Origin of the sequence: Paracoccus aeridis, from assembly GCF_004923205.2 — a bacterium.
GTDB lineage: Bacteria > Pseudomonadota > Alphaproteobacteria > Rhodobacterales > Rhodobacteraceae > Paracoccus > Paracoccus aeridis.
Map to the genome: position 1 here is coordinate 61,766 of NZ_SELD02000044.1, position 22,559 is coordinate 84,324.

Sequence of the window (22,559 nt, forward strand, 5' to 3'; positions counted from 1 at the left end):
GGCCGGCAGGGGCCAAGCAATCCGGCATGGGATTGGACATCAGCATCGACGCCATCGTGGCGAACTGGCGCAGCCTGGCGGCGCGGGCGCCCGGCGCGCGGGCGGGCGCGGTGCTGAAGGCTGACGCCTACGGGCTTGGCGCCGATCGCGTGGCTCCCGCGCTGCATGCCGCGGGCGCGCGCGACTTCTTCGTGGCGCTGCCGTCCGAGGGGCGGGCGATCCGGCCGCTGCTTCCGGGCGACGCGCGGATTCTCGTGCTGTCCGGGCCGCTGCCCGGGGACGCCGACATGGCCGGGCTGATCCCGGTCCTGAACAGCGCCGAGCAGTTCTTCCGCGACCGCGTCACCCGGCGCAAGGGGGCGTTCGCCATCCAGCTCGACACCGGCATGAACCGGCTGGGCATGGAGCGTGCCGAGTGGGCCGCCGTCCGGTCCGAGGCGCTTGCCGCCGTGACCGGGGACGGCACCGGCCCTGCGCTGGTCCTGTCGCACCTCGCCAACGCGGACGAGCCGGACCACCCGTCGAACGCGGCGCAGCTTGCCGAGTTCAGGGCGATGACCGACGGCGTCACCGCGCCGCGAAGCCTGTCGGCCACCGGCGGCATCCTGCTGGGGCCGGACTATCATTTCGACGTGACGCGGCCCGGCATCGGCCTTTACGGCGGCGCGCCGTTCGCGGACGCCCGGCCGGTCGTGTCGCTGGACCTGCCCGTGATCCAGACCCGCGCGGTCCGCGCGGGCGAGGGGGTGGGCTACGGCTATGCGTGGACCGCCCCCCGCGACTGCCGCATCGCCACCGTCGCGGCGGGCTACGCCGACGGGATCTTGCGGGCGCTGTCGGGGTCGGAGCTGTCGCTGTGGGCCGGCGACCGGGCCTGCCCGGTGGTGGGGCGCGTGTCGATGGACCTGCTGACGGTCGACGTGACCGAACTGCCCGACATGCCCGATGCCCTTTCGCTTCTGAACGAACGCCAGCGCGTGGACGACGTGGCGCGGCTCGCCGGGACCATCGGCTACGAGATCCTGGCCTCGCTCGGCACCCGCTACCCGCGCAACTGGTCCTGACGCGCGAAATCCGCGCATTCGCCGCGGCGCCCGTCCATAGCGGGCAGCTTGCCCTTGCACACGCGCCCCCGGCTTGCGACCATGGACGCACTCGCCAAACGGCCACTCCTTCGATGAGGATCGCACTTGGGTCTTGCCCCGACCACTCCGGCCCCGGCCGAGACGCTGATCGAATTTCCCGACAACCGGCTGCTGATCGACCTCTGCGGCCCCCACGACCGGCACCTCGCCCGGGTCGAGCAGGCGCTCGGCGTGCACGTCCTGCGCCGCGGCAACCGGCTGGAGATCGTGGGACCCGCCGACGCGCAGGCCGAGGCCGCGTCGGTGCTGCGTGGGCTCTACGCCCGGCTGGAGCAGGGTCGCGCGGTCGAAGCGGGCGACGTCGACGCGGCGCTGCGGATGGCGGCGGACCGGGACGCGCCCGGCCCGACGCCGTCAGAGCAGCTCGAGATGTTCGCCCAGGGCCAGATCGAGCTACGCACCCGCAAGAAGGTCGTGGAACCACGCACCGACGCGCAGAAGGACTATGTCCGCTCGCTGTTCGCAAACGAACTCGCCTTCGGGATCGGCCCGGCCGGAACCGGCAAGACCTACCTTGCCGTGGCGGTGGGCGTCACCATGCTGATCGGGGGGCAGGTGGACCGGATCGTGCTGTCGCGCCCCGCGGTCGAGGCGGGCGAGCGGCTCGGCTTCCTGCCCGGCGACATGAAGGAGAAGGTCGATCCCTACATGCAGCCGCTCTACGACGCGCTGAACGACTTCCTGCCGCAGAAGCAGATGCAGAAGCTGATGGAGGAAAAGCGGATCGAGATCGCGCCCCTGGCCTTCATGCGCGGGCGCACGCTCGCCTCGAGCTTCGTGGTGCTGGACGAGGCGCAGAACGCGACGTCGATGCAGATGAAGATGTTCCTGACGCGGCTTGGCGAAGGCTCGCGCATGGTCATCACCGGCGACCGCACGCAGGTGGACCTGCCGCGCGGCGTGCAGTCGGGCCTGTCGGACGCCGAGCGGATCCTGAAGGGCGTGCCGGGGATCAGCTTCAGCTACTTCACGGCGCAGGACGTGGTGCGCCACCCTCTCGTCGCCCGTGTGATCCAGGCCTACGACGCCGCCGACGAGAACGCGCGCGCGCAGGGTGCCGGGTCGGAGATGCGCGGGCAGTACCCGTCGCGCCGCAATTCCTTCACGGGCGAGCCGCGCACCGATGACGGACCGGACGGGGGTGGCGCGGCATGAGCGACGCATTGATGAACGGCACCCCGGTCGCAAGCGCCGCCCCCGACGCGCCGCGCCCGGTCGACATCGTGATCGAGGATGATCGCTGGATCGACGCGGGGCTCGAGGACCTGGCGAACCGCGCCGTCATCGCGACGGCGCAGTTCCTCGCGCTCGGCCGGGTCGAGGTCGTCGTGCTGGGCTGCAACGACAGCCGCATCGCCGGTCTCAACGACCATTTCCGCGGCAAGCAGAAGCCGACGAACGTGCTCAGCTGGCCCGTGAACGATCCCGAGCCGCGCGGCCCGGGCGCGCATCCCGATTTGCCGCAGGCGGCGCCCCATGACGGGAACGGGATCGAGCTTGGCGACATCGCCATCAGCTACGACACCTGCGTGCGCGAGGCGGCCGAGCAGGGCAAGCCGCTGGCCGACCACGTGGTCCACCTGCTGGTCCACGCGACGCTGCACCTCGTGGGCTACGACCACGAAATAGACGCAGACGCCGAAACCATGGAAGATTCCGAGCGTTCGATCCTGTCGCAGCTGGGCATTCCCGACCCCTATCAAGGCTCCTGATCCGATGAACGACCCCCGAAGTCCCGACGCCTCCGGTCCCGACGCGCGCGCCAGCTGGCCCGCCGACGATGGTGACGGAGGCTGGGGGGACGGAGGCCGCGGGGAAGGGGGCCGCGGGGACGGGGGCCGGGGGGACGCAGGACGGGACACCCCTGAGCCGCGCGGCTTTCTGGGCCGGATCCTGGGACGGCTCGGCGGCGCGGGAAGCGACGAAGGCGACGTGCCGGCGTCGATGATGGAAGCGGCCGTCGCGGGCGCCGCCCCCAGCATCCTCAACCTGCGGCGCAAGTCCGTGGACGACGTGGCCGTCACCCGCGCCGACATCGTGGCCGTGCCCGTGACCGTGACGCTGCCCGAACTGGTCGAGGTGTTCCGCGAGCACGGCTATTCGCGCGTCCCGGTCTTCCGCGGCAACCTGGACCAGCCGCTGGGGCTCGTGCACCTGAAGGACCTGGCGATGAAGCACGGCTTCGGCGCGCGCGCGCCCGCGCGCTTCGCCGTCCGCCCGCTGCTGCGGCCGCTCCTCTACGTCCCCGGCAGCATGCCGATCGGCGCGCTGCTGCAGCAGATGCAGCAGAAGCGCATCCACATGGCGCTGGTCATCGACGAGTACGGCGGGGTCGACGGGCTCGTGACGATCGAGGACCTGATCGAGCAGGTGATCGGCCAGATCGACGACGAGCACGACGACAGCGAGGACGCGATGTGGGTGGCCGAGCGGCCCGGCCAGTGGATGATCCTCGCCCGCGCGCCGCTCGAGGAGGTGGAGCGCCAGACGGGCCTTCGCCTTGCCGGGATCGACGACGACGACGAGATCGACACGCTGGGCGGGCTGATCTTCATGCTCGCGGGCCGCGTGCCTGCGCGCGGCGAGGTCATCGCTCACGAAAGCGGCGCGCAGTTCGAGGTGGTGGACGCCGACCCCCGCCGCATCAAGCGGGTCCGGCTGCGCCTGCCGGATGCCGCCGGGGCGGGCTCGACGCCCTAGGGCTCAGCCGAGCGCGCCGAATGCGGGCGCGTAGGCGATGGTCGCCCGTTCCGGCATGTGCGGGCCCGCGGCCTGCAGGAACGGGCCGGCATAGGCGCAGTCCCAACCGACGGGCCGGAAGCCCGAGCGGGCGTAGTAGGCGGGATCGCCCAGCACAACGATCGTGTGGCCGGGGCGGGCCGCGAACGCCGCCGCGATGAGCGCCGTGCCGATGCCCGCGCGCTGCCGGTCCGGCGCGACGGCGACCGGGGCAAGCGCCCGGGCCGGAAAGGGCGCGCGGAGCGGCGACAGCACGATGCTGCCCACGATCCGGCCATCTTCGACCGCCACCAGCGACAGGTCGAGATCGCCGTCGCGGCGCAGTTGATCGACGAGCCGCGCCTCGGCGGGTCCATCGAACGCGCGGATCAGAAGGTCCGAGATCGCGGCGGTGTCGCCGGGCGTCTCGGGGCGGATCCGCGTCATCCCAGCCGCTCGATCAGCGCCATGGCGGCGGCCGGGTTCGCGGCCTTGTGGCCGGCGATCACGAACAGGAACACGTCGCGTCCCGTCGCGTCCGTGGTCGGCACGATGCCGGGAAGGTCGTCCGGCTGCCGCCCGGCGGCGAGCGTCCTGGCCCGTTCCGCCCACTGGTCGAGCTTCGATGGCGCATAGCCGAGCGGGTGTCCTTCGGTCGTGCCCATGATCCGCAAATAGGTGAAGTCGGCGGTCTGGTCCGCGATCAGCGGATAGCCGCTGTCGCCCGCCAGAACGATCGCGACGTTCCGGTCGCGGCAGGCCTCCACCGCGCCCGCGTCCTCGAAGGAGGGATGGCGCAGTTCGACGGCGTGGCGCAGCGCCGCGTCGCCCGCGCGCGCGGGCAGCAGGTCGAGGAAGGCGGCGAAATGTTCCGGCTCGTACTTCTTCGTCGGCGGCAGCTGCCACAGGATCGGCCCGAGCTTCCCGCCGAGCCGGTCGAGCCCGCTTTCGACGAAGCGCCCGATCGACTCGGCCCCTTCGGCCAGCACCTTGCGGTTCACGGCATAGCGCGGCGCCTTGACCGCGAAGACGAAATCGTCCGGAACGGCGTCGGCCCACGCCTCGAACGTCTCGGGCCTCTGGGTGCGGTAGAAGGTGCCGTTGATCTCGATCGCGGTCAGCTGCGACGCGGAATACCGCAGCTGGTCCTTCTTCTTCAGGTCGGATGGATAGAAGCTTTCCTCCCACGGCTCGTAGGTCCAGCCGCCGACGCCGATCCTGATGCTGCCTGCCATGCGGCCCCCCTTCCGCGCGTGCCCCATCCACGCGTGCCGCAGCATCGTCGGGCGCGTCGGCCGGGGCAACCCCGTTCAGGGGGCGTCGATGCGGTGGACGTCGCGCGCGATGGCTGCGGTCGCCGAGGCCCACGGGCTCGCCATCGTGCGGGCCTTGTGCGCCTTGAGCGCGGCTTCGTCCGCGAACAGCTCCTCGACCTGCCAGACCAGCGGGTCATTGGTCTGGGCGATGTCGAAATGCAGGCAGCCCGGCTCGGCCCGGCTGGCGCGGACATGGTCGGGCAGATGCGCCAGAACCGCCATCAGCTCTGCCGCGCCGGCGCAGCGGAGTTGGCCCGACAGCGCGACCTGCGCGCCAATCGGCGCGGGCCGGTCGCGTCCAGCCGAAGGGCCGTGGTGGCGGCCGCAGGCGCAGGTCATCGGATCGCCGCCGGACGGGTCATTCCCACTCGATCGTGCCCGGCGGCTTCGAGGTGATGTCGTAGGTCACGCGGTTGATGCCCTTGACCTCGTTGATGATCCGGGTCGCGGTTTCGCCCAGGAATTCGTGGGTGAAGGGGTAGTAGTCGGCCGTCATGCCGTCCACCGACGTGACCGCGCGCAGCGCGCAGGCAAAGTCGTAGGTGCGGCCGTCGCCCATCACGCCGACCGTGCGGACGGGAAGGATCGCGACGAAGGCCTGCCAGATCTCGTCGTAGAGCCCGTGGCGGCGGATCTGGTCGATGTAGACGGCGTCGGCCTTGCGCAAGATGTCGAGCTTCTCGCGCGTGATCTCGCCGGGGCAGCGGATGGCCAGGCCGGGGCCGGGGAAGGGATGGCGGCCGATGAAGCGGTCGGGCAGGCCGAGTTCGCGGCCAAGCGCGCGGACTTCGTCCTTGAACAGCTCGCGCAGGGGCTCGACCAGCTTCAGGCCCATCTTCTCGGGCAGGCCGCCGACGTTGTGGTGCGACTTGATCGTGACCGACGGGCCGCCCGAGAAGCTGACGGACTCGATCACGTCGGGGTAGAGCGTGCCCTGAGCGAGGAACTCCGCCCCGCCGACCTCGGCCGCGTGCTTCTGGAACACGTCGATGAAAAGGCGCCCTATGGTCTTGCGCTTGACCTCGGGGTCGCTGACGCCTTCCAGCTCGCCCAGAAACAGGTCGGATTCGTCGGCGTGGATCAGCGGGATGTTGTAGTGGTCGCGGAACATGGTCAGGACCTCGTCCGCCTCGCCCTGACGCAGAAGGCCGTGGTCCACGAAGACGCAGGTGAGCTGGTCGCCGATCGCCTCGTGGATCAGGACTGCCGCGACGGACGAATCGACGCCGCCCGAAAGGCCGCAGATGACCTTGCCGCCGCCGACCTGCTCGCGGATGCGGCGCACAGCCTCGGCGCGGTAGCCGGCCATCGTCCAGTCGCCGGTGAAGCCGGCGAGGCGGACGAAGTTCTCCAGCATGATGCGGCCGTTCGGGGTGTGGTGCACCTCGGGGTGGAACTGGACGGCGTAGAAGCGGCGCGCCTCGTCCGCGATCATCGCGAGGGGGGCGCCCGGCGAGGTGCCGATCACCTCGAAACCCGGCGCGATCGCGGTCACGCGGTCGCCGTGGCTCATCCAGACCTCTTCGCGCCCGTCCGTGAACAGGCCCGCGAAGATCCCGTCGCCGGCGTGGCCCGGGGCGGGCGTCACGAAGGCGCGGCCGTATTCGGCGTGGTGGCCCGCCTCGACCCGGCCGCCGAGCTGTTCCATCATCGTCTGCTGGCCGTAGCAGATGCCGAGCACCGGAACGCCGAGTTCGAACACCGCCTGCGGCGCGCGGGGGCTGCCGGGCCGCGTCACGCTGTCCGGGCCGCCCGACAGGATCACGGCCTGCGGCGGGTCTGCGCGCAGGTCGGCGTCGGTGACCGACTGGTAGGGGCGGATCTCGCAGAAGATGCCGAGTTCACGCAGGCGGCGCGCGATTAGCTGCGTCACCTGGCTGCCGAAATCGATTATGAGAAGGCGCTGGTGCTGGGTCATGGGCAGCGATTAAGCCAGCAGCGCCCGCCCGGCAAGCGGGTCAGGCGCGCCAGAGCCGGGCGAGTGCCGCGGAGGGGTCGTCCGCCGACCAGATCTCGGGCCCGACGGCGATGAAGTCGGCGACCGGCCAGAGCTTTTCGACAAGCCCCGGATCAAGCGCGCCCTCGGCCACGACCGGCACCTCGATCATCTCGGACCACCATTGGAAGAGGTCGATCGGCGCGGGCTCTGCGTTGCCCAGAAGCGTCGCGCCGCAGGGGCCGAAGGCGACGTAGTCGGCCCCGGCCTCTCCCGCGTTCATGCCCTCGTGCCGCGAGGTGCCGCAGAACGCGCCCACGATGGCGTCGGACCCCAGTTCCTTGCGGGCATAGCGGACGGTGCGCGCGCCATCGGTCAGGTGGACGCCGTCGAGCCCGTGCGCGCGGGCGAGCGCGACGTGATTGTCGATCACGACCGCCACGTCGCGGGCGTGGGCGATGTCGCGCACGAGGTCGGCGAGGCGGCCCAGCGCGGCCTCGTCGCCGCTGCCCGGCAGGCGCAGGCAGGCGACAGGATGGGTGTCCAGCACCGCGGCCAGACGGTCCGACAGCTCGGTTTCCGACACGAGCACGGGGGCGATCAGGTAAAGCTGCGGCGCGTCCGGGACGGTCAGGTCGGTCATGGCGTGTTCCCTCGTGATCGACCGCAGATAGCGCAGGGCGGCCGGTGTTGGAAGGCCGATCCGGCCTGCCTTCGTTGCGGAACCCGCCGTTGCGCCGCGCGGAAGGTTAAGGGGTGGTTAACGCCCGGTTGCGACCTTGCGCGCGATGACTGCGCCCATGCCCGGCCCGAACCGGCCCGGCCCCGCGCGCCGCTTTGGGGAGATCACGGATGAACATCGCCATCACCGCCGGCCTGCAACTGAACCCGCCCGGCTTCGGCGCGGGGCTCGCCGTCTGGTCGCGCGAGAACGGCCTCACCGGCGAGGCGACCTGGGCGGGCGCGCCGAACGCCGCCATCGTGCCTGGCGACCAGGACTTCGGCACCTGCATCGAGATCGTGAAGCAGGCGGACGTCACGCGCCTGCGTTTCGTGGGCGAGACGCCGATCCTGCCCGGCACCTACCTGCGCGTGTCGGCACGGGTGAAGGCGATCGCGGGCAACCTGCCGCAGGTCCGCATCGCCGGATGGGCGGGCACCGCGGGCCGCGTTCACGTCGACGGCGTGCCCGAGACGGGGCCGGCGACCGCGCTTCGCGGCTACGGCGAGATCGTCGAGGTGTCGGCCATCATCGGCATGGGCCGGCGCCCCGGCGTCACCCTGTCCTGGGGCCGGACCGCGCAGATCGGGCATTTCGGGTTGGACCTCGTCGGCGTCAACGGCGGCGCGGTCCGGATCGAGAGCATCCGCATCGAGGACGTGACGGCCGCGTTCCTGCCATCGGGCCTCGACTGGGTGGACGTGCGCGACTTCGGCGCCGTAGGGGACGGGATCGCCAATGACCGCGACGCCTTCCTCGCCGCCGACGCCGCCGCGAACGGGGGCGAGATCCTGGTGCCGGACGGGACCTACTTCCTTTCGGCCGACACGGCGATCAAGGCGCCGGTGCGGTTCAAGGGCCGCATCATCATGCCGCGGGCCGCGCGCCTGTCGCTGCAGGGCCGGTTCGACTTCCCGACCTATGCCGACGCCTTCGGCGATGAGACCGAAGGCCTGAAGCGCGCGCTGCAGGCGCTGTTCGGCTTCACCGACCACACCGCGCTGGACCTCTGCGGCCGCCGCGTCGACCTGACCGGGCCGCTGGACGTGGCCGCCGCCTGCCCGGGCCTCAGCTCGTTCTCCAACCGCCGCGTGATCTGCAACGGGCAGATCGCGACCGTCCCCGGCACCGCGTGGCAGACGACGACGGTCACGTCGAACGGCACCTACGACCCGGCGCGCCCCGAGGAGCTGCGCGCCGTGGGGCAGGTGGCCCAGATCGCCATCGGGTCGCGCGTCAGCGGCGCGGGTGTCGGGCGCGAGGTCTATGTCCGCGACCGCAACATCGCGACCGCCACGCTGACGCTGTCGCAACCGCTCTTCGGCGGGGCGGGCACGCGCAGCTACAGCTTCACCCGCGAAAGCTACGCGCTCGACTTCGCGGGTCTCGGCAACATCGACCGGCTGACCTTCGCGGACATCGAGTTCCTGATGGACGGGACCGGCAACGGCGTCATGCTGCCGCCGGCAGGCCAGCTGTGGACGTTCCGCGACTGCTTCTTCACCCGGCCCCAGGCGCGGGCGATCACCTCGATCGGGCGGGCCTGCCAGGATCTCGTGGTCGAGCAGTGCCAGTTCCTGTCGGACGAGATGGGGGAGCTGGCGCAGAACCGGCGATCCGTCGCGATCAACGTCAACGGAAACGACTGCAAGATCCGCAACAGCCGGTTCGTGCGCTTCGGCCACTTCATAGTCGCGAACGGCAACGGGCACATGATTTCCGGCAACCACTGGTTCCAGGGCGACAGCGCCACGTCGGGCGTGCGCTTCGCGGGCCTTGTCCTGACCTCGTGCAACCTGCAGGTGAACGTGACCGGCAACTACATCGACAACGCCACCATCGAGTGGACGAACGAACACAGCGCCTACCCGAACTACAGCCCGCAGTTCTACAGCTTCGGCGGGCTCACGATCACGGGGAACACGTTCCTCTGTTCCAACGTGGTGCCCGGGTTCTCGTGGCTCGTCATCAAGCCCTACGGCTCGGGCCAGTTCCTGCAGGGGCTGACGGTGATGGGGAACGTGTTCAAGTGCAGCGTCGGCCGCGTCACCCGGGTCGACCGGGTGGACACCACCATCGCCAGCCTCAACCACGCGTCGGCCCGCAACGTCGTCTTCTCGGGCAACAGCTTCACCGGGGTGGACGTCTTCGTCGCGAACCCGGTGACGATCACCCACACCCAGAACACGGCCGCCGCCAAGTGGGTCGTGGACACGGCCGCGTCGCTTCCGTTCGGGGCGTTCGCGCTGAAGGTCGATTCGGTGATCGCAGAGACGGCGATCCGCGGCACGGGCGGGAACATCCTGTCGGAGATGCCGTTCGTTTCCGCGCGCGAGGGGACGGGCCAGGCGAACGTCGGCCTGAACTGGACCGCGCCGGTGTCGGGCCGGATGGCGGTGCGGGTCAGGATGGACAACCCGAGCTGATGATCCCGCCGCCGGCCGCGCGGCGAGGTTTCTTCCCCCGATCATGCGACTTGCCCTGCCGGAACCATCCGGCGGGGTCCTTCGCGTTTCGCGTGGTTGCCCCCGGTTTCGGCACCCGTGCGTTCCGTCTTTACCCGCGGCGGCTCTTGTTCATACTGTCGTGAAAACAGGACGCGGCGCCGCGCGAAGGAGCGGCGGCGCGCGGCCCGGATCGAGGAGGGACGAACGCATGACCGACGCAGCCGCGCTGCATCCCGTGCCGCCTGGGTGGGACAACGCCCGCATCACGCCCGAACGCTATGCCGCGATGTACGCGGAATCCGTGAACGACCCGGACGCGTTCTGGGGCCGGGTGGCACAGCGCCTCGACTGGATCACCCCGTTCACCCGCGTCAAGAACACCGACTTCACGCTGGGGCAGGTGTCTATCCGGTGGTTCGAGGACGGGGTGCTGAACGCCTGCGTCAACTGCGTGGACCGTCACCTGCCGGAACGCGCCCATCAGACCGCGATCATTTGGGAACCCGACGATCCGGCCCAGCCCGCGCGCCACATCACCTATGCCGAGCTGTCGGACAAGGTGAACCGGATGGCGAACGTGTTCCTGAGCCAGGGCGTGATGCGCGGCGACCGGATCGTGATCTACATGCCGATGATCCCGGAGGCGGCCTATGCGATGCTGGCCTGCGCGCGGATCGGCGCGATCCATTCCGTCGTCTTCGCCGGCTTCTCGCCCGACGCGCTCGCCAACCGCGTGAACGACTGCGGCGCGAAGCTCGTCGTCACCGCCGACACCGCGCCGCGCGGCGGCAGGCGCACGCCGCTCAAGTCGAATACCGATGCGGCGATGCTGCACTGCTCGGACAGGGTGCGCGTCCTCGTCGTCAAGCATACCGGCGACCAGACCACCTGGATCGAGGGGCGCGACGTCGACGTGCTGGCGCTGATGGAGCAGGTCGGCCCCGACTGCCCGCCGCGCCCGATGGGGGCCGAGGATCCGCTGTTCATCCTGTACACGTCGGGATCGACCGGCAAGCCCAAGGGCGTCCTGCACACGACCGGCGGCTACCTGACCTATGCCGCGTTCAGCCACGAATGCACCTTCGACTACCGCGACGGCGACGTGTTCTGGTGCACCGCCGACGTGGGCTGGGTGACGGGGCACACCTACATCCTCTATGGCCCCCTCGCGAACGGCGCGACGACCGTGATGTTCGAGGGGATCCCGACGTGGCCCGACTTCGGCCGCTTCTGGGCCACGATCGAAAAGCACCGCGTGACCCAGTTCTATGCGGCGCCCACCGCGTTGCGATCGCTGATGGGGCAGGGGCCGGAGTGGGTCGAGAAGTACGACCTGTCCAGCCTGCGCCTGCTGGGAACCGTGGGCGAGCCCATCAACCCCGAGGCTTGGAACTGGTACGACACCCATGTCGGCAAGCACCGCTGCCCGATCGTGGACACCTGGTGGCAGACCGAGACCGGCGGCCACATGATCACGCCGCAGCCGGGCGCGACGCCCACGAAGCCCGGCTCGGCCACGGTCCCGTTCTTCGGGGTGCAGCCGGTGGTGCTGGACGCCACGACCGGAACCCCGATCGAGGGCAACGGGGTCGAGGGCGTCCTTGCCATCGCCGACAGCTGGCCCGGGCAGATGCGGACGCTCTGGGGCGACCACGAGCGGTTCGAATCCGCCTATTTCCAGCAGTACCCGGGCTACTACTTCACCGGCGACGGCTGCCGGCGCGACGAGGACGGCTATTACTGGATCACCGGCCGGGTGGACGACGTGATCAACGTCTCGGGGCACCGGATGGGCACGGCGGAAATCGAAAGCGCGCTCGTCGCCCACGCCAAGGTGGCCGAGGCGGCCGTCGTGGGCTTCCCGCACGACGTGAAGGGGCAGGGGATTTACGCCTACGTCACGGTGATGAACGACGCCACGCCGTCCGACGACCTGCGGCGCGAGCTCGAGACCTGGGTCCGGGGCGAGATCGGGCCCTTCGCCAAGCCCGACGTGATCCAATGGGCGCCGAGCCTGCCCAAGACCCGGTCGGGCAAGATCATGCGCCGCATCCTGCGCAAGATCGCGGAAAACGACTTCGGCAGCCTGGGCGACATCTCGACGCTGGCGGACCCCGGCGTGGTGGACGAGCTGATCGAGAACCGGGTGGTCCGGGATTAGGGGGCGGCGGGCGCCGCCGGTGCCTGCCCCGCATAAGAGAAATCTTCCGGCGACCGGCCATTTGCCCGGCCGACCGGCAGGATCGGAGGCCGGATCCAACCGGCCCGTTCACTTCATGGAGGGGAGGACACGGTTCCATGGCAAACGCAGATCTCAACGCGGTCGACCGTTCGCGGCCGATGACCGGTGAGGAAAAGAAGGTCATCTTGGCCTCCTCGCTGGGCACGGTCTTCGAGTGGTACGATTTCTACCTTTACGGCTCGCTCGCCGCGATCATCGGCGCGCAGTTCTTCACCAGCTTCCCCGAGGCCACGCGCAACGTCTTCGCGCTGCTGGCCTTTGCCGCCGGGTTCATCGTCCGGCCGTTCGGCGCGCTGGTTTTCGGAAGCCTCGGCGACCTCGTCGGGCGGAAGTACACGTTCCTCATGACGATCGTCATCATGGGCCTGTCCACGTTCATCGTGGGCCTGCTGCCCGGCTACGAGGCATGGGGCATCGTCTCGCCGATCATCCTGATCCTGTTGCGGATGCTGCAGGGGCTGGCGCTCGGCGGCGAATACGGCGGTGCCGCGACCTACGTGGCCGAGCACGCGCCGCGCAACCGGCGCGGCTACTACACCAGCTGGATCCAGACCACGGCGACGCTGGGCCTGCTGCTGTCGCTCATCATCATCCTGATCGTGCAGAGCTACGTGAACGGCAACTACGCCCCAGTCCCGCAGTTCTCGGGCGGCGAGCCGCTTCTCGGACCCGACGGCCAGCAGGTGATGCTGGAGCCGTTCAAGGCCTGGGGCTGGCGGATCCCGTTCCTGGGGTCGATCATCCTGCTCGCGATCTCGCTCTACATCCGCCTGCAGATGGAGGAGAGCCCGGCCTTCAAGGCGATGAAGGCCGAGGGGGCGCAGTCCAAGGCGCCGCTGCGAGAGGCGTTCGGCCAGTGGCGCAACGCCAAGATCGCGCTGATCGCGCTGTTCGGCCTGACGGCGGGGCAGGCGGTGGTCTGGTATTCGGGCCAGTTCTACGCGCTGTTCTTCATCAACAACGTGGTCAAGGTGGACACCTTCACCTCGAACGTGCTGGTGGCATGGTCACTCATCATCGGGACGGCGGGGTTCGTGTTCTGGGGATCGCTGTCGGACCGGATCGGGCGCAAACCCATCATCCTGGCCGGCTGCCTTCTGGCGGCGCTGACCTACTTCCCGGTGTTCAAGGCGATCACCCACACCGCCAACCCCGCGCTCGCCGCGGCGCAGGACAACACCCGCGTCGTCGTCAGCGCCGATCCCGACACCTGCTCGTTCCAGTTCAACCCGACCGGGACGGCCAAGTTCACCAGCTCGTGCGACATCGCCAAGGCGCTGCTGGCCAAGTCGTCGGTCAACTACACGACCGTCGACGCGGCGCCGGGCACGCCCGCGACCGTCACCGTGGGCGACACGGTGATCCCGGCCTACGAAGGGACGCTGACGGGGGACGAGCTGAAGGCGGCAAAGGCCGGGTTCGAGACGGCGGTCAACGGCGCACTGACGCAGGCGGGCTATCCTCTGGTCGCGGCGGACAACACCACGATCGCCAGGGCCGACAACTTCTTCGACATCTTCAACGTCCAGAACTTCACGCTGGTGCTGCTGCTGACCTATCTCATCATCCTTGTGACGATGGTCTACGGCCCCATCGCGGCGGCGCTGGTCGAGCTGTTCCCGACCCGGATCCGCTATTCGGGCATGTCGCTGCCCTACCACATCGGCAACGGCTGGTTCGGGGGGCTGCTGCCGGCGACCGCCTTCGCGATCTCGGCGCAGTCGGGCAACATCTACGCGGGGCTCTGGTACGCGATCATCGTGGCCTCCATGACCGTGATCGTGGGGCTGCTGCTGGTGCCGTGGAACGGCCACAAGCGCAGCCTGTTCGCGGACGGGACCGCAACCCCGGCGTCGACCGACGACATGACGGGGCCGGGCTACCGGCGGGCCTGAGCGGCCTCTGCCGCACATGAAAGGGCCGGGGAAACCCGGCCCTTTTTCGTTTCCTGCTACAGCGTGACGCGGGGCGCAGGCCCGGTGGGGACGACGGGTGCGGTCGGGGCGGGCGTAATCGGGGCGGGCGCCGCAGGGTTGGGCGTGGCGGGGCCAGGCGCTGCGGGCGCGGGGACCACGGGCGCTGGGACTGCCGTGTTGGGGGAAGCAGGGCCGGGGACCGCAGCGCCCGGGCCCACCGGCGCGACTGTTCCCGGCTGCGGATCGCCGCCCGGCACCAGCTGTTCCAGCTGCCCGGTCGGGGGCGGCGGCGGGGCGTCGGCGCGGCGGCGCAGGATGATGTCGCCGTTGGGCAGCCGCTCGGGGCGCTGGTAGTTCTCGATGTCGTCCACCAGCCCGCCCAGTTCGCGCAACGCGGGCGACAGCTCCTGCAGCGTCCCCTGCATCGCACCGGCGAGGCCTTCCAGGTGCGGCTGTGCCTCGACCAGGAGGTTTTCGAGGATCGAACCGATCGAGCCGTCGCCGCCGGCGGGCGGGGTCGCCCCCTGCGGGGCGACAGGCTGGTCCGCGCCGGGCATCTGGAAGCCCTGCGCAAGCGCGCCGGACGCGAGCGGCGCGGTGACCGCAAGCGACAGGATGCAGGTGAATGCGAGACGGTAAAGCATGGGACGGGTGCCTCCGGGGGGCGGGCGGGACTATCGGCCGGGAAACGACCCGCGGCGGTGCGGGGTTCCCCCGGGGCAGCCGCGGGTCAGGACGCGGCGCGGGCGATCTCGGCCACGCTCACCCCGTGCGCCCGCGCGATCCGGGTGCGGGCCGACACCAGCCGGGGATCGTCGGGGCGCAGGCCGAGGGTGCGGATGAACTCGGCCCGCGCCTGCGACTTCAGCGCGTCGCGCGAGATCGCGGTGCCCAGCGCGCGGTCGATCACCTCGCCCCCGGGCGAGACGTGGAACCAGCGGGTGAAATCGCGGAAATGGTGCTGGTTGTGGAGCGTCGTCACGTGCTGTTCCAGCCTGCTGCGGCGCACCGGCAGGTGCGCGGTCATGTGGAACCATTCATAGACGAGGAAAGTGCCGACTCCGCCGGTCAGGGTGACGGCGGCGGCGATACCCCAGCCCATGCCGGGGATCAGCAGCCCGCCCACCAGCCCGGCGACCAGCACGTGCAGCGCCAGCATCGGCAGCGCGACGAAGGCGGGGACGAAGAACAGCGACGGGCAGGTCGGGAAGTCGTGGTGGCCGTAATGGGCGCGGTAGAGCAGGTCGAACTTCCACTGCGCGCGCGGCGGCGGCAGATGGAACAGGAAGCGGTGCATCGCGTATTCGTTCAGCATCTGCAGCGCCACGCCCACGGGCACCAGCGCCCAGATCCAGGCCGGCCCGGTCAGCGTGACGGCGAGCCCCAGCACGAAGGCCGCCGCGAGGATCGCGATGGCGCGGTGCGACAGCATCAGGCGGATGCGTTCCATCGGCCCCTCCCCAGGCGACGGTTCCGCGACAAGCCTGCGACCGAAGGCGCCGCCGGTCAATCTGGGGCCGGCCGGTTCCGCCACGTCATGGCAAGCGGAAAAGCGGGCTCAGTCGCGATACTGGGTGCGGTAGGTCTGCCACGCCTCGTTGATCGCGCGGGTGCGCGCCTCGGCGAGGCGGATCGCCTCCCGCGGGAGGCCGTGGGCCTGCGCGCGGTCGGGGTGGTTCTCGCGGACCAGCTCGCGCCAGCGGGCGCGCGCCACCTCCAGCGGGGTGCCGGGCGGGATGCCCAGCACCTCGCAGGGCGGGCAGCCGTGTTCGGGGTCGTGGCGGGCACGCATGGCGGCGACCGCGCCGGGGTCCACGCCGAAAATCCGGGCGACCTCGTCCAGGAACACGATCTCGCGTTCGGTCAGGCTGTGGTCGGCCATCGCGATCAGGTGCAGCCCTTCCAGCACGTCCACCAGCACCGGGTCCGCGGGCGGGAACATCGAGGCGATGCGCCGCGCCCACAGGTCGAACCCCGCCACGTCGCGGCGGGCGAGGTCGAAGACCTGCGCGGCGTGCCGTTCCTCGGTCCGGGGGATCTTGAAGATGCGGCGAAAGGCCGCGACCTCCTCGCGGGCGACGCGGCCGTCGGCCTTGGCGATCTTGGCCCCCAGCGCGATCACCGCGATGGTGAAGGCGACCGAGCGTTCCGGCGGCACCGCCGCGCGGCCGCCCACCAGCGCGGCCATGCGGTCGAGGATGCGCTGCCAGAAGCCGCGCGGCTGCGGCAGGCGCGGCGCCTCGGCGCGCGTCGGGTTCGAGACGTCATCCATGCCGACAGGCTAGCGGCAAGACCCGGCGCAGGAAAGACGCGATCACGGTCGAGCCGCGTCGTTCGCGCCCAGATCCTTGCCCATCAGGACGAGGTCGTGGAACCGCCCGAACTTCCAGCCCGCCGCGGGGATGCGCCCCCATTCGGCGAAGCCGAGCCGGGCGTGAAAGTCGAGGCTCGGGCGGTTCTCGGCCGTGATCGCGCCGATCATCAGCCGCGCGCCGGCGGCGGTCGCGTGCGCCTGGAGCGCCGCCATCAGCGCCCGCCCGGCCCCCCTGCCGCGCTGCCCTTCCGCGACGTGGACGGTGTGTTCCAGCGTCCGCGCATAGCCCGCGCCGCCCCGGAACTGCGAGGTGCAGGCGAAGCCCGTCACCCCGCTTCCATCACCGGCGCCCCCGTCGCTTGCGACGAGGAACGCGAACCCGTCGCGCCGGCGCGCGTCGATCATCGCCGCGATCTCTGCCTCGGACCGCTCGGTCGGCCAGAAGGTAACGACCGTGTCGCGGATGATCGGGTTCCAGATCGCGGCGATCCCCCGGGCGTCGGCGGCGGTGGCGGGGCGGATCTGCATGGCATGACCTCGGGCGATGCGGCATGGCGCACCGACGCTTAGGGGATGCGAGGCGCAAGGGGAAGCAACGCGGCCACCCGCATCCGCCGTGGATCCGGCTGGACAGTCGGCACGCCAGATCCCATGATCCGCAGCTATTCAGCCAGCAAATCCGACGATCCGATGACCCAGGCCGATTTCCTGCAAGCCCCGTTCCCGCCCGCCCGCGCGCTGTCGGGCGGCCCGCCCGAAGGCCCGTCGCGCTTCTTCAACCGCGAACTCAGCTGGCTCAGCTTCAACTGGCGGGTGCTGGACGAGGCGCGGAACCTGCGCGTCCCGCTGCTGGAACGGCTGCGCTTCCTGTCGATCTCGGCCGCGAACCTCGACGAGTTCTTCACCGTCCGCGTCGCCGGCCTGCGCGAACTGGTGCGAGAGGGGAACGCCACCCTTTCGGACGACGGCCTGCCGCCGGCCGAGCAGCTCGCGCTCATCAACGCGGACGCGCGCCGGCTCATGGCCGCGCAGCAGTCGGTCTGGAACACGCTCCGGCGCGAGATGGAAGCGGCGGGCATCGTCATCGTGACCCGCCAGACCGTCACCTCCGAAGAGGTCGAATGGCTCGACCGCTACTTCCTCGACCAGGTGTTCCCGGTCGTCTCGCCGCTGGCGATCGACCCCGCGCACCCGTTCCCGTTCATCCCCAACCTCGGCTTCTCGCTGGCGGTGGAACTCGCCCGCGTCAGCGACGGCCGCCGGCTCGAGGCGCTGCTGCCGATCCCGGGGCAGCTCGCGCGGTTCATCGCGCTGCCGGGGGGCGCGCGGTTCCTCAGGCTCGAAGACCTCCTGCTGATGAACCTCGACCGGCTGTTCCCGGGCTACAGCGACGTGGGCCACTGCGCCTTCCGCGTGCTGCGCGACAGCGACCTGGAGGTCGAGGACGAGGCCGAGGACCTCGTCCGCGAGTTCGAGCACGCGCTGAAGCGCCGCCGCCGCGGCCAGGTCGTGCGGCTGAAGATGACGGCCGGCGCGACCGACAGCCTGCGCCGGCTGATCATGTCCGAACTGCACGTCACCCCCGAGGAGGTGGTCGAGGTCGACGGCCTCGTCGGCATGGCGGACCTTGCGGAACTGGTGCTGGACAACCGGCGCGACCTGCTGTGGCCGTCCTTCACCCCGCGGGTGCCGGAACGGGTGCAGGACCACGACGGCGACATGTTCGCGGCGATCCGGCAGAAGGACATGCTGCTGCACCACCCCTACGAGACGTTCGACATGGTGATCCGCTTCCTCGCGCAGGCGGCGGTCGATCCGAACGTGCTGGCGATCAAGCAGACGCTCTACCGCACCAGCCGCGACAGCCCGATCGTGGACGCGCTGTGCGAGGCGGCGGAATCGGGCAAATCGGTGACGGCGCTGGTGGAACTGAAGGCGCGCTTCGACGAGGCCGCGAACATCCGCCAGTCGCGCCGGCTGGAACGGGCCGGCGCGCATGTCGTCTATGGCTTCATGAACTACAAGACCCACGCCAAGATCAGCAGCGTCGTGCGGCGCGAGGGCGACCGGCTGGTGACCTATACCCACTACGGCACCGGCAACTACCACCCGATCACGGCCCGCATCTACACCGACCTGTCGCTGTTCACCTGCGACCCGGCGCTGGGGCGGGACGCGACCAAGGTCTTCAACTACCTGTCGGGCTACGTGCAGCCGGACGGGCTGGAGAACCTGTCGATCTCGCCCTTCGGCCTCAGGGACAAGCTCGTGGAGCTGATCGGGCGCGAGGCGGAGCTGGCGCGTCAGGGGCGGCGCGCCGCGATCTGGGCCAAGATGAACAGCCTGACCGAACGCGAGGTGATCGAGGCGCTGTATGCCGCGTCGCAGGCAGGGGTGAAGATCAACCTCGTCATCCGCGGCATCTGCGGCCTGAGACCGGGGATCGAGGGGCTGTCGGCCAACATCCGCGTCAAGTCGATCGTGGGCCGCTTCCTGGAACACAGCCGGATCGTCTGCTTCGGCAACGGCCACGGCCTGCCGTCGCGCAAGGCGCGCGTGTTCATCAGCTCGGCCGACTGGATGGACCGCAACCTGAACCGGCGGGTGGAAACGCTGGTCGAATGCCTGAACGACACCGTCAAGGCGCAGATCACCAACCAGGTCATGGCCGCGAACATGGCGGACGAGGCGCAGAGCTGGATCCTGCAGCCCGACGGCCGCTACCTGCGCCACCTGCCCGCAGGCCGGGACGACCTGTTCAACTGCCACAGGTTCTTCATGGAAAACCCGTCCCTTTCGGGGCGCGGCACCGCGGGGGCAAGGGACGTTCCGGCATTGACGCACTCGCTGGATTGAACCAGACATCTGCCGAGCCGTTGGGCCGCCGGGCCGGAAGATCGTCACCGGGGAGATGCCGATGTCAGTCAAGACCACGTCCGGGCGCCGCATCACGCCGTTCGGCAAGGAAGGGCGCGGCGTCCTGTCCGCGCGCGAACTGCAGCGGGTGGGCGTCGTGGACGTCGGCTCGAACTCGATCCGGATGGTCGTGTTCGACGGCGCGGCGCGCAGCCCGGCCTATTTCTACAACGAGAAGGTCATGGCGGGCCTGGGCCAGGGGCTTGCCACCACCGGCCGCCTGAACCCCGAGGGCGCGGTCCGCGGAATGGCCGCGCTCAAGCGCTTCAGCGTGCTGGCCGAGGGGATGGGGATCAGCCCGCTGACCTGCGTCGCCACCGCCGCCGTCCGCGAGGCCGAGAACGGGCCCGCGTTCCAGAAGCAGGTCGAGCAGGAGACCGGCCTGAAGCTGTGGGTGATCGACGGCAAGGAAGAGGCGCGGCTGTCCGCGCAGGGCGTCCTTCTGGGCTGGCCCGACGCCAAGGGGCTGGTCTGCGACATCGGCGGCAACTCGATGGAACTGGCCGAGGTCGGTGGCGGCGAGGTGGGCAACCGGGTGTCGTCCCCGCTCGGCCCGTTCCGGCTGCAGCAGGTCGAGGGAAAGGCCCTTCGCAAGCATATCGAGAAGATCATGTCGCGGCTGGCCGACGAGATGGGCACCGGCCACGAGCGGGTGTACCTCGTCGGCGGCTCGTGGCGCGCGATCGCGCGGATCGACATGGAACGGCGCAAGTACCCCATGACGGTCCTGCACGAATACCGCATGACGCCCGACGACGTCATGGCGACGGTGAAGTGGATCGGCGAGCAGGGGATCGACGACCTCAAGGCCCGCACCGGCGTGTCGCAGAGCCGGCTGGAACTGGTGCCGTTGGCCGCGCAGGTGCTGCGGCAGATGGTCCAGACCTTCGCGCCGCCCGAGATCGCGATCAGCTCCTACGGCATCCGCGAGGGCCTGCTCTACGAGCAGATGCCCGACGCGATCCGCAGGCGCGACCCGCTGATCGAAGCCGCGCGCTTCACCGAGCGCCAGATGGCGCGGATGCCGGGGTCGGGCAAGAAGCTGTACCAGTTCCTGCTGCCGCTTTTCGACGCGGTGCCGCCGAGCCACGACCGCCTGGTCCGCGCCGCCTGCATGCTGCACGACACGAGCTGGCGCGCGCACCCCGACTACCGGGCCGAGGCGTGCTTCGACAACGTCACCCGCGCGAACCTCGCCGCGCTGTCGCATCCGCAGCGCGTGTTCCTGGGCCTCGCGCTGCTTCACCGCTACAAGAACAGCCGCGCGGGGTCGGTTATGGAGCCGCTGTTCTCGCTGCTGACCCCCGACCAGATCGACGCGGCCGAGACGCTGGGCAAGGCGATGCGCTTCGGCGCCATGTTCTCGGTCCGCGACCCGGCCGAGGCGGGCGACCTGGCGCTGGACCGCGCGGCGGGCACGCTGACGCTGAAGCTGACGAAGACCGGGCGCGCCCTGATGGGAGAGGTCGCCGAGGCGCGGTTCCGGTCGCTCTGCGCGGCGATGAAGGTCGAGGGCGTGGTCGTGTGAGCCGGGGTGCCCGGCGGGTCAGCTGCCGGGGAAACCGAGCCAGGGCTCGATCCGTTCCCAGGTGGTGTCCATCGCCCAGGCCTTGCTGAGCCAGGGTACGCCGACATGGCCATAGGTCAGCGACAGCTGCCGTTCCGCGGCATCCTCGCCCCCGTTTTCCAGCCCCGCCACATACAGAGCCGCGGCAAGGCCGGTGCGGTCGGCGCCGCCCATGCAGTGGATCAGCATCGGCTTGGGGGCATCGCGCATGACCGCCAGCAGAGCCTCGACCTCGGGCTGGTCCAGTTCAGCCTGCGCCGACATCCGGAAATCCAGGTGCTTGATGCCCAGCCGGTCGGACACCGCGCGTTCGGTTTCGTACCAGTCCGACCCGTCGTTGCGGCCGCGCAGGTTCAGCACGCTGGCGATGCCGTGTTCGCGGTGCCACCGCACCAGCGCCTGCCCGTCCATCTGCGCCGCCCTGTAGACCTTGCCCGGGGCGACCTCGTGGAAATTGCCGGACGCGTGCAGATAGGCGAGATAGCCGACCGTCGCCGCCAGCACGATCAGGGCCGCGCGCACAGACAGTCTGACCAGCACCATTCCAGACCCTCTGAGGCAAGTCGATCCCGGGGCCGAGACTAGCGCGACGCCCGTCGGGGTGCGAGCCCGGACCGACACCGACGCCTTCACGGCATCGTGCGGGTCGGACAGACCTCGGGAAGGAAGGGGCGCAACCTGATGGTCCCTCACGTCGCCCGGATGGCTCACATCACATCCACTCCGGCAGCGCCGAATTCCTTCTCGCGATCTTGCCTTCGGTGATATCTGCAGCCTGCAATCGAGGCCGCATCTTCCCGCGCGGTGCGGGCGATCTTGCCCGTCTCGATCACGCCGACCTTTATGATCTCCCCGGATCCTCGGTCCACGCCTTGCAGCCGAAGGTCCTGTCATCGGCCTGCTCGCATTCACTCCCGGAAGAACGGAAACGGCAGCCCGCAGTAGCTCGCGATGGCCATCGACACCGACACCGACCCGTCGTCCGGCCCCGCGCCGAAATCCGAGATGCCGGCGCCCTCGGCCTGTTTCGCGGGGTCGAGCGTGAAGACGATCCCGAGGCCCGCCCTGCGCGGCTGGGGCGTGGCGCGCCACATCCGGGTCTTGCCGGGAAGCCCCATGGCGCGTTCGGCGAAATCTCCGGCCGCGCACCAGTAGCTGGTGTCGGCGCGGCCGGAAGCGAACGGCACCGCGATCTCGGTCGGGCCGACCTGAGCCGCCGTCATGCCGTTCTTCGCGGTGAAGGCGGCAGCGGGCAGGGGCAGGGCCAGCAGTAGCGCGGGGAGCATCGGTCGCAGGATCGGTCGCATGGCGAAAGCCTCCG

Annotated in this window: 21 protein-coding genes; 9 read left to right on the forward strand and 12 right to left on the reverse strand. The window is 70.2% G+C overall.

Annotated elements, in window-relative coordinates; all coding sequences use genetic code 11:
- Positions 1–26: 26 nt before the first annotated feature.
- From alr to ELI80_RS13395, 4 genes are all read left to right on the forward strand, one after another.
- Positions 27–1,064 carry an alanine racemase gene (gene alr / locus ELI80_RS13380; RefSeq protein ID WP_136652455.1) on the forward strand — a complete coding sequence of 346 codons (1,038 nt, stop codon included), beginning with the start codon at positions 27–29 and terminating at the stop codon, positions 1,062–1,064.
- 126 nt (positions 1,065–1,190) lie between these two features.
- A complete protein-coding gene (locus ELI80_RS13385) occupies positions 1,191–2,300 on the forward strand; it encodes a PhoH family protein (RefSeq protein WP_136652456.1) in 1,110 nt (369 codons plus the stop codon).
- Positions 2,297–2,857, forward strand: coding sequence for an rRNA maturation RNase YbeY (gene ybeY, locus ELI80_RS13390; RefSeq protein ID WP_438943074.1), 561 nt, complete (start codon positions 2,297–2,299; stop codon positions 2,855–2,857). The genes ELI80_RS13385 and ybeY overlap by 4 nt, the downstream gene beginning before the upstream one ends.
- 4 nt (positions 2,858–2,861) lie before the next feature.
- Positions 2,862–3,845: a hemolysin family protein gene (locus ELI80_RS13395; RefSeq protein ID WP_136652457.1), complete on the forward strand. Its 984-nt coding sequence runs from the start codon at positions 2,862–2,864 to the stop codon at positions 3,843–3,845.
- Positions 3,846–3,848: 3 nt separating this feature from the next.
- Here ELI80_RS13395 and ELI80_RS13400 read toward each other — a convergent pair whose 3' ends face one another.
- The 5 genes from ELI80_RS13400 to ELI80_RS13420 all read right to left on the reverse strand — a co-directional run bounded on the left by ELI80_RS13400 (position 3,849) and on the right by ELI80_RS13420 (position 7,758).
- Positions 3,849–4,310, reverse strand: a complete 462-nt coding sequence (locus ELI80_RS13400; RefSeq protein ID WP_136652458.1) for a GNAT family N-acetyltransferase — start codon at positions 4,308–4,310, stop codon at positions 3,849–3,851.
- Complete coding sequence (locus ELI80_RS13405; RefSeq protein ID WP_136652459.1) at positions 4,307–5,098, reverse strand: DUF72 domain-containing protein; 792 nt, start codon at positions 5,096–5,098, stop codon at positions 4,307–4,309. Before ELI80_RS13405 ends, ELI80_RS13400 begins: the two co-directional genes overlap by 4 nt.
- Positions 5,099–5,173: 75 nt before the next feature.
- Positions 5,174–5,518, reverse strand: coding sequence for a putative quinol monooxygenase (locus tag ELI80_RS13410; protein WP_136652460.1), 345 nt, complete (start codon positions 5,516–5,518; stop codon positions 5,174–5,176).
- Positions 5,519–5,537: 19 nt separating this feature from the next.
- On the reverse strand, positions 5,538–7,097 hold the full coding sequence (gene guaA, locus ELI80_RS13415) for a glutamine-hydrolyzing GMP synthase (RefSeq protein WP_136652461.1): 1,560 nt from the start codon (positions 7,095–7,097) through the stop codon (positions 5,538–5,540).
- Between the two features lie 40 nt (positions 7,098–7,137).
- On the reverse strand, positions 7,138–7,758 hold the full coding sequence (locus ELI80_RS13420; protein WP_136652462.1) for a thiamine phosphate synthase: 621 nt from the start codon (positions 7,756–7,758) through the stop codon (positions 7,138–7,140).
- A gap of 209 nt (positions 7,759–7,967) precedes the next feature.
- On the opposite strand from ELI80_RS13420, the gene ELI80_RS13425 reads away from it, so the two are divergent.
- The 3 genes from ELI80_RS13425 (at position 7,968) to ELI80_RS13435 (ending at position 14,420) form a co-directional block, all read left to right on the forward strand.
- Complete coding sequence (locus tag ELI80_RS13425; protein WP_136652463.1) at positions 7,968–10,262, forward strand: glycosyl hydrolase family 28-related protein; 2,295 nt, start codon at positions 7,968–7,970, stop codon at positions 10,260–10,262.
- A 229-nt stretch (positions 10,263–10,491) separates the two neighbouring features.
- Positions 10,492–12,444 carry an acetate--CoA ligase gene (gene acs / locus ELI80_RS13430; protein WP_136652464.1) on the forward strand — a complete coding sequence of 651 codons (1,953 nt, stop codon included), beginning with the start codon at positions 10,492–10,494 and terminating at the stop codon, positions 12,442–12,444.
- Positions 12,445–12,581: 137 nt separating this feature from the next.
- Positions 12,582–14,420, forward strand: coding sequence for an MFS transporter (locus ELI80_RS13435; protein WP_201740638.1), 1,839 nt, complete (start codon positions 12,582–12,584; stop codon positions 14,418–14,420).
- A gap of 56 nt (positions 14,421–14,476) precedes the next feature.
- Here the strand turns inward: ELI80_RS13435 and ELI80_RS13440 are convergent, their stop codons facing one another.
- The 4 genes from ELI80_RS13440 to ELI80_RS13450 form a co-directional block, all read right to left on the reverse strand.
- The gene (locus ELI80_RS13440) at positions 14,477–15,085 is read right to left on the reverse strand and encodes a hypothetical protein (protein WP_136652465.1); all 609 of its coding nucleotides are present in this window, start codon (positions 15,083–15,085) and stop codon (positions 14,477–14,479) included.
- Between the two features lie 86 nt (positions 15,086–15,171).
- Entirely contained in the window at positions 15,172–15,891 is a 720-nt protein-coding gene (locus tag ELI80_RS16095) for a sterol desaturase family protein (RefSeq protein WP_161596479.1), read from the reverse strand.
- A gap of 108 nt (positions 15,892–15,999) precedes the next feature.
- On the reverse strand, positions 16,000–16,713 hold the full coding sequence (locus ELI80_RS13445) for a molecular chaperone DjiA (protein ID WP_136652466.1): 714 nt from the start codon (positions 16,711–16,713) through the stop codon (positions 16,000–16,002).
- A gap of 42 nt (positions 16,714–16,755) precedes the next feature.
- Positions 16,756–17,283 carry a GNAT family N-acetyltransferase gene (locus tag ELI80_RS13450; protein ID WP_136652467.1) on the reverse strand — a complete coding sequence of 176 codons (528 nt, stop codon included), beginning with the start codon at positions 17,281–17,283 and terminating at the stop codon, positions 16,756–16,758.
- Positions 17,284–17,445: 162 nt separating this feature from the next.
- On the opposite strand from ELI80_RS13450, the gene ELI80_RS13455 reads away from it, so the two are divergent.
- Both ELI80_RS13455 and ELI80_RS13460 read left to right on the forward strand, forming a co-directional pair.
- Positions 17,446–19,611 carry an RNA degradosome polyphosphate kinase gene (locus ELI80_RS13455; RefSeq protein WP_136652496.1) on the forward strand — a complete coding sequence of 722 codons (2,166 nt, stop codon included), beginning with the start codon at positions 17,446–17,448 and terminating at the stop codon, positions 19,609–19,611.
- 61 nt (positions 19,612–19,672) lie between these two features.
- Positions 19,673–21,199 carry a Ppx/GppA family phosphatase gene (locus ELI80_RS13460; RefSeq protein WP_136652468.1) on the forward strand — a complete coding sequence of 509 codons (1,527 nt, stop codon included), beginning with the start codon at positions 19,673–19,675 and terminating at the stop codon, positions 21,197–21,199.
- An 18-nt stretch (positions 21,200–21,217) separates the two neighbouring features.
- Here the strand turns inward: ELI80_RS13460 and ELI80_RS13465 are convergent, their stop codons facing one another.
- From ELI80_RS13465 to ELI80_RS13470, 3 genes are all read right to left on the reverse strand, one after another.
- On the reverse strand, positions 21,218–21,781 hold the full coding sequence (locus tag ELI80_RS13465) for a tyrosine-protein phosphatase (protein ID WP_136652469.1): 564 nt from the start codon (positions 21,779–21,781) through the stop codon (positions 21,218–21,220).
- Positions 21,782–21,945: 164 nt separating this feature from the next.
- On the reverse strand, positions 21,946–22,071 hold the full coding sequence (locus tag ELI80_RS16540; RefSeq protein WP_268939883.1) for a hypothetical protein: 126 nt from the start codon (positions 22,069–22,071) through the stop codon (positions 21,946–21,948).
- A 75-nt stretch (positions 22,072–22,146) separates the two neighbouring features.
- Positions 22,147–22,545, reverse strand: coding sequence for a hypothetical protein (locus ELI80_RS13470; RefSeq protein WP_143803219.1), 399 nt, complete (start codon positions 22,543–22,545; stop codon positions 22,147–22,149).
- Between the last annotated feature and the right edge of the window lie 14 nt (positions 22,546–22,559).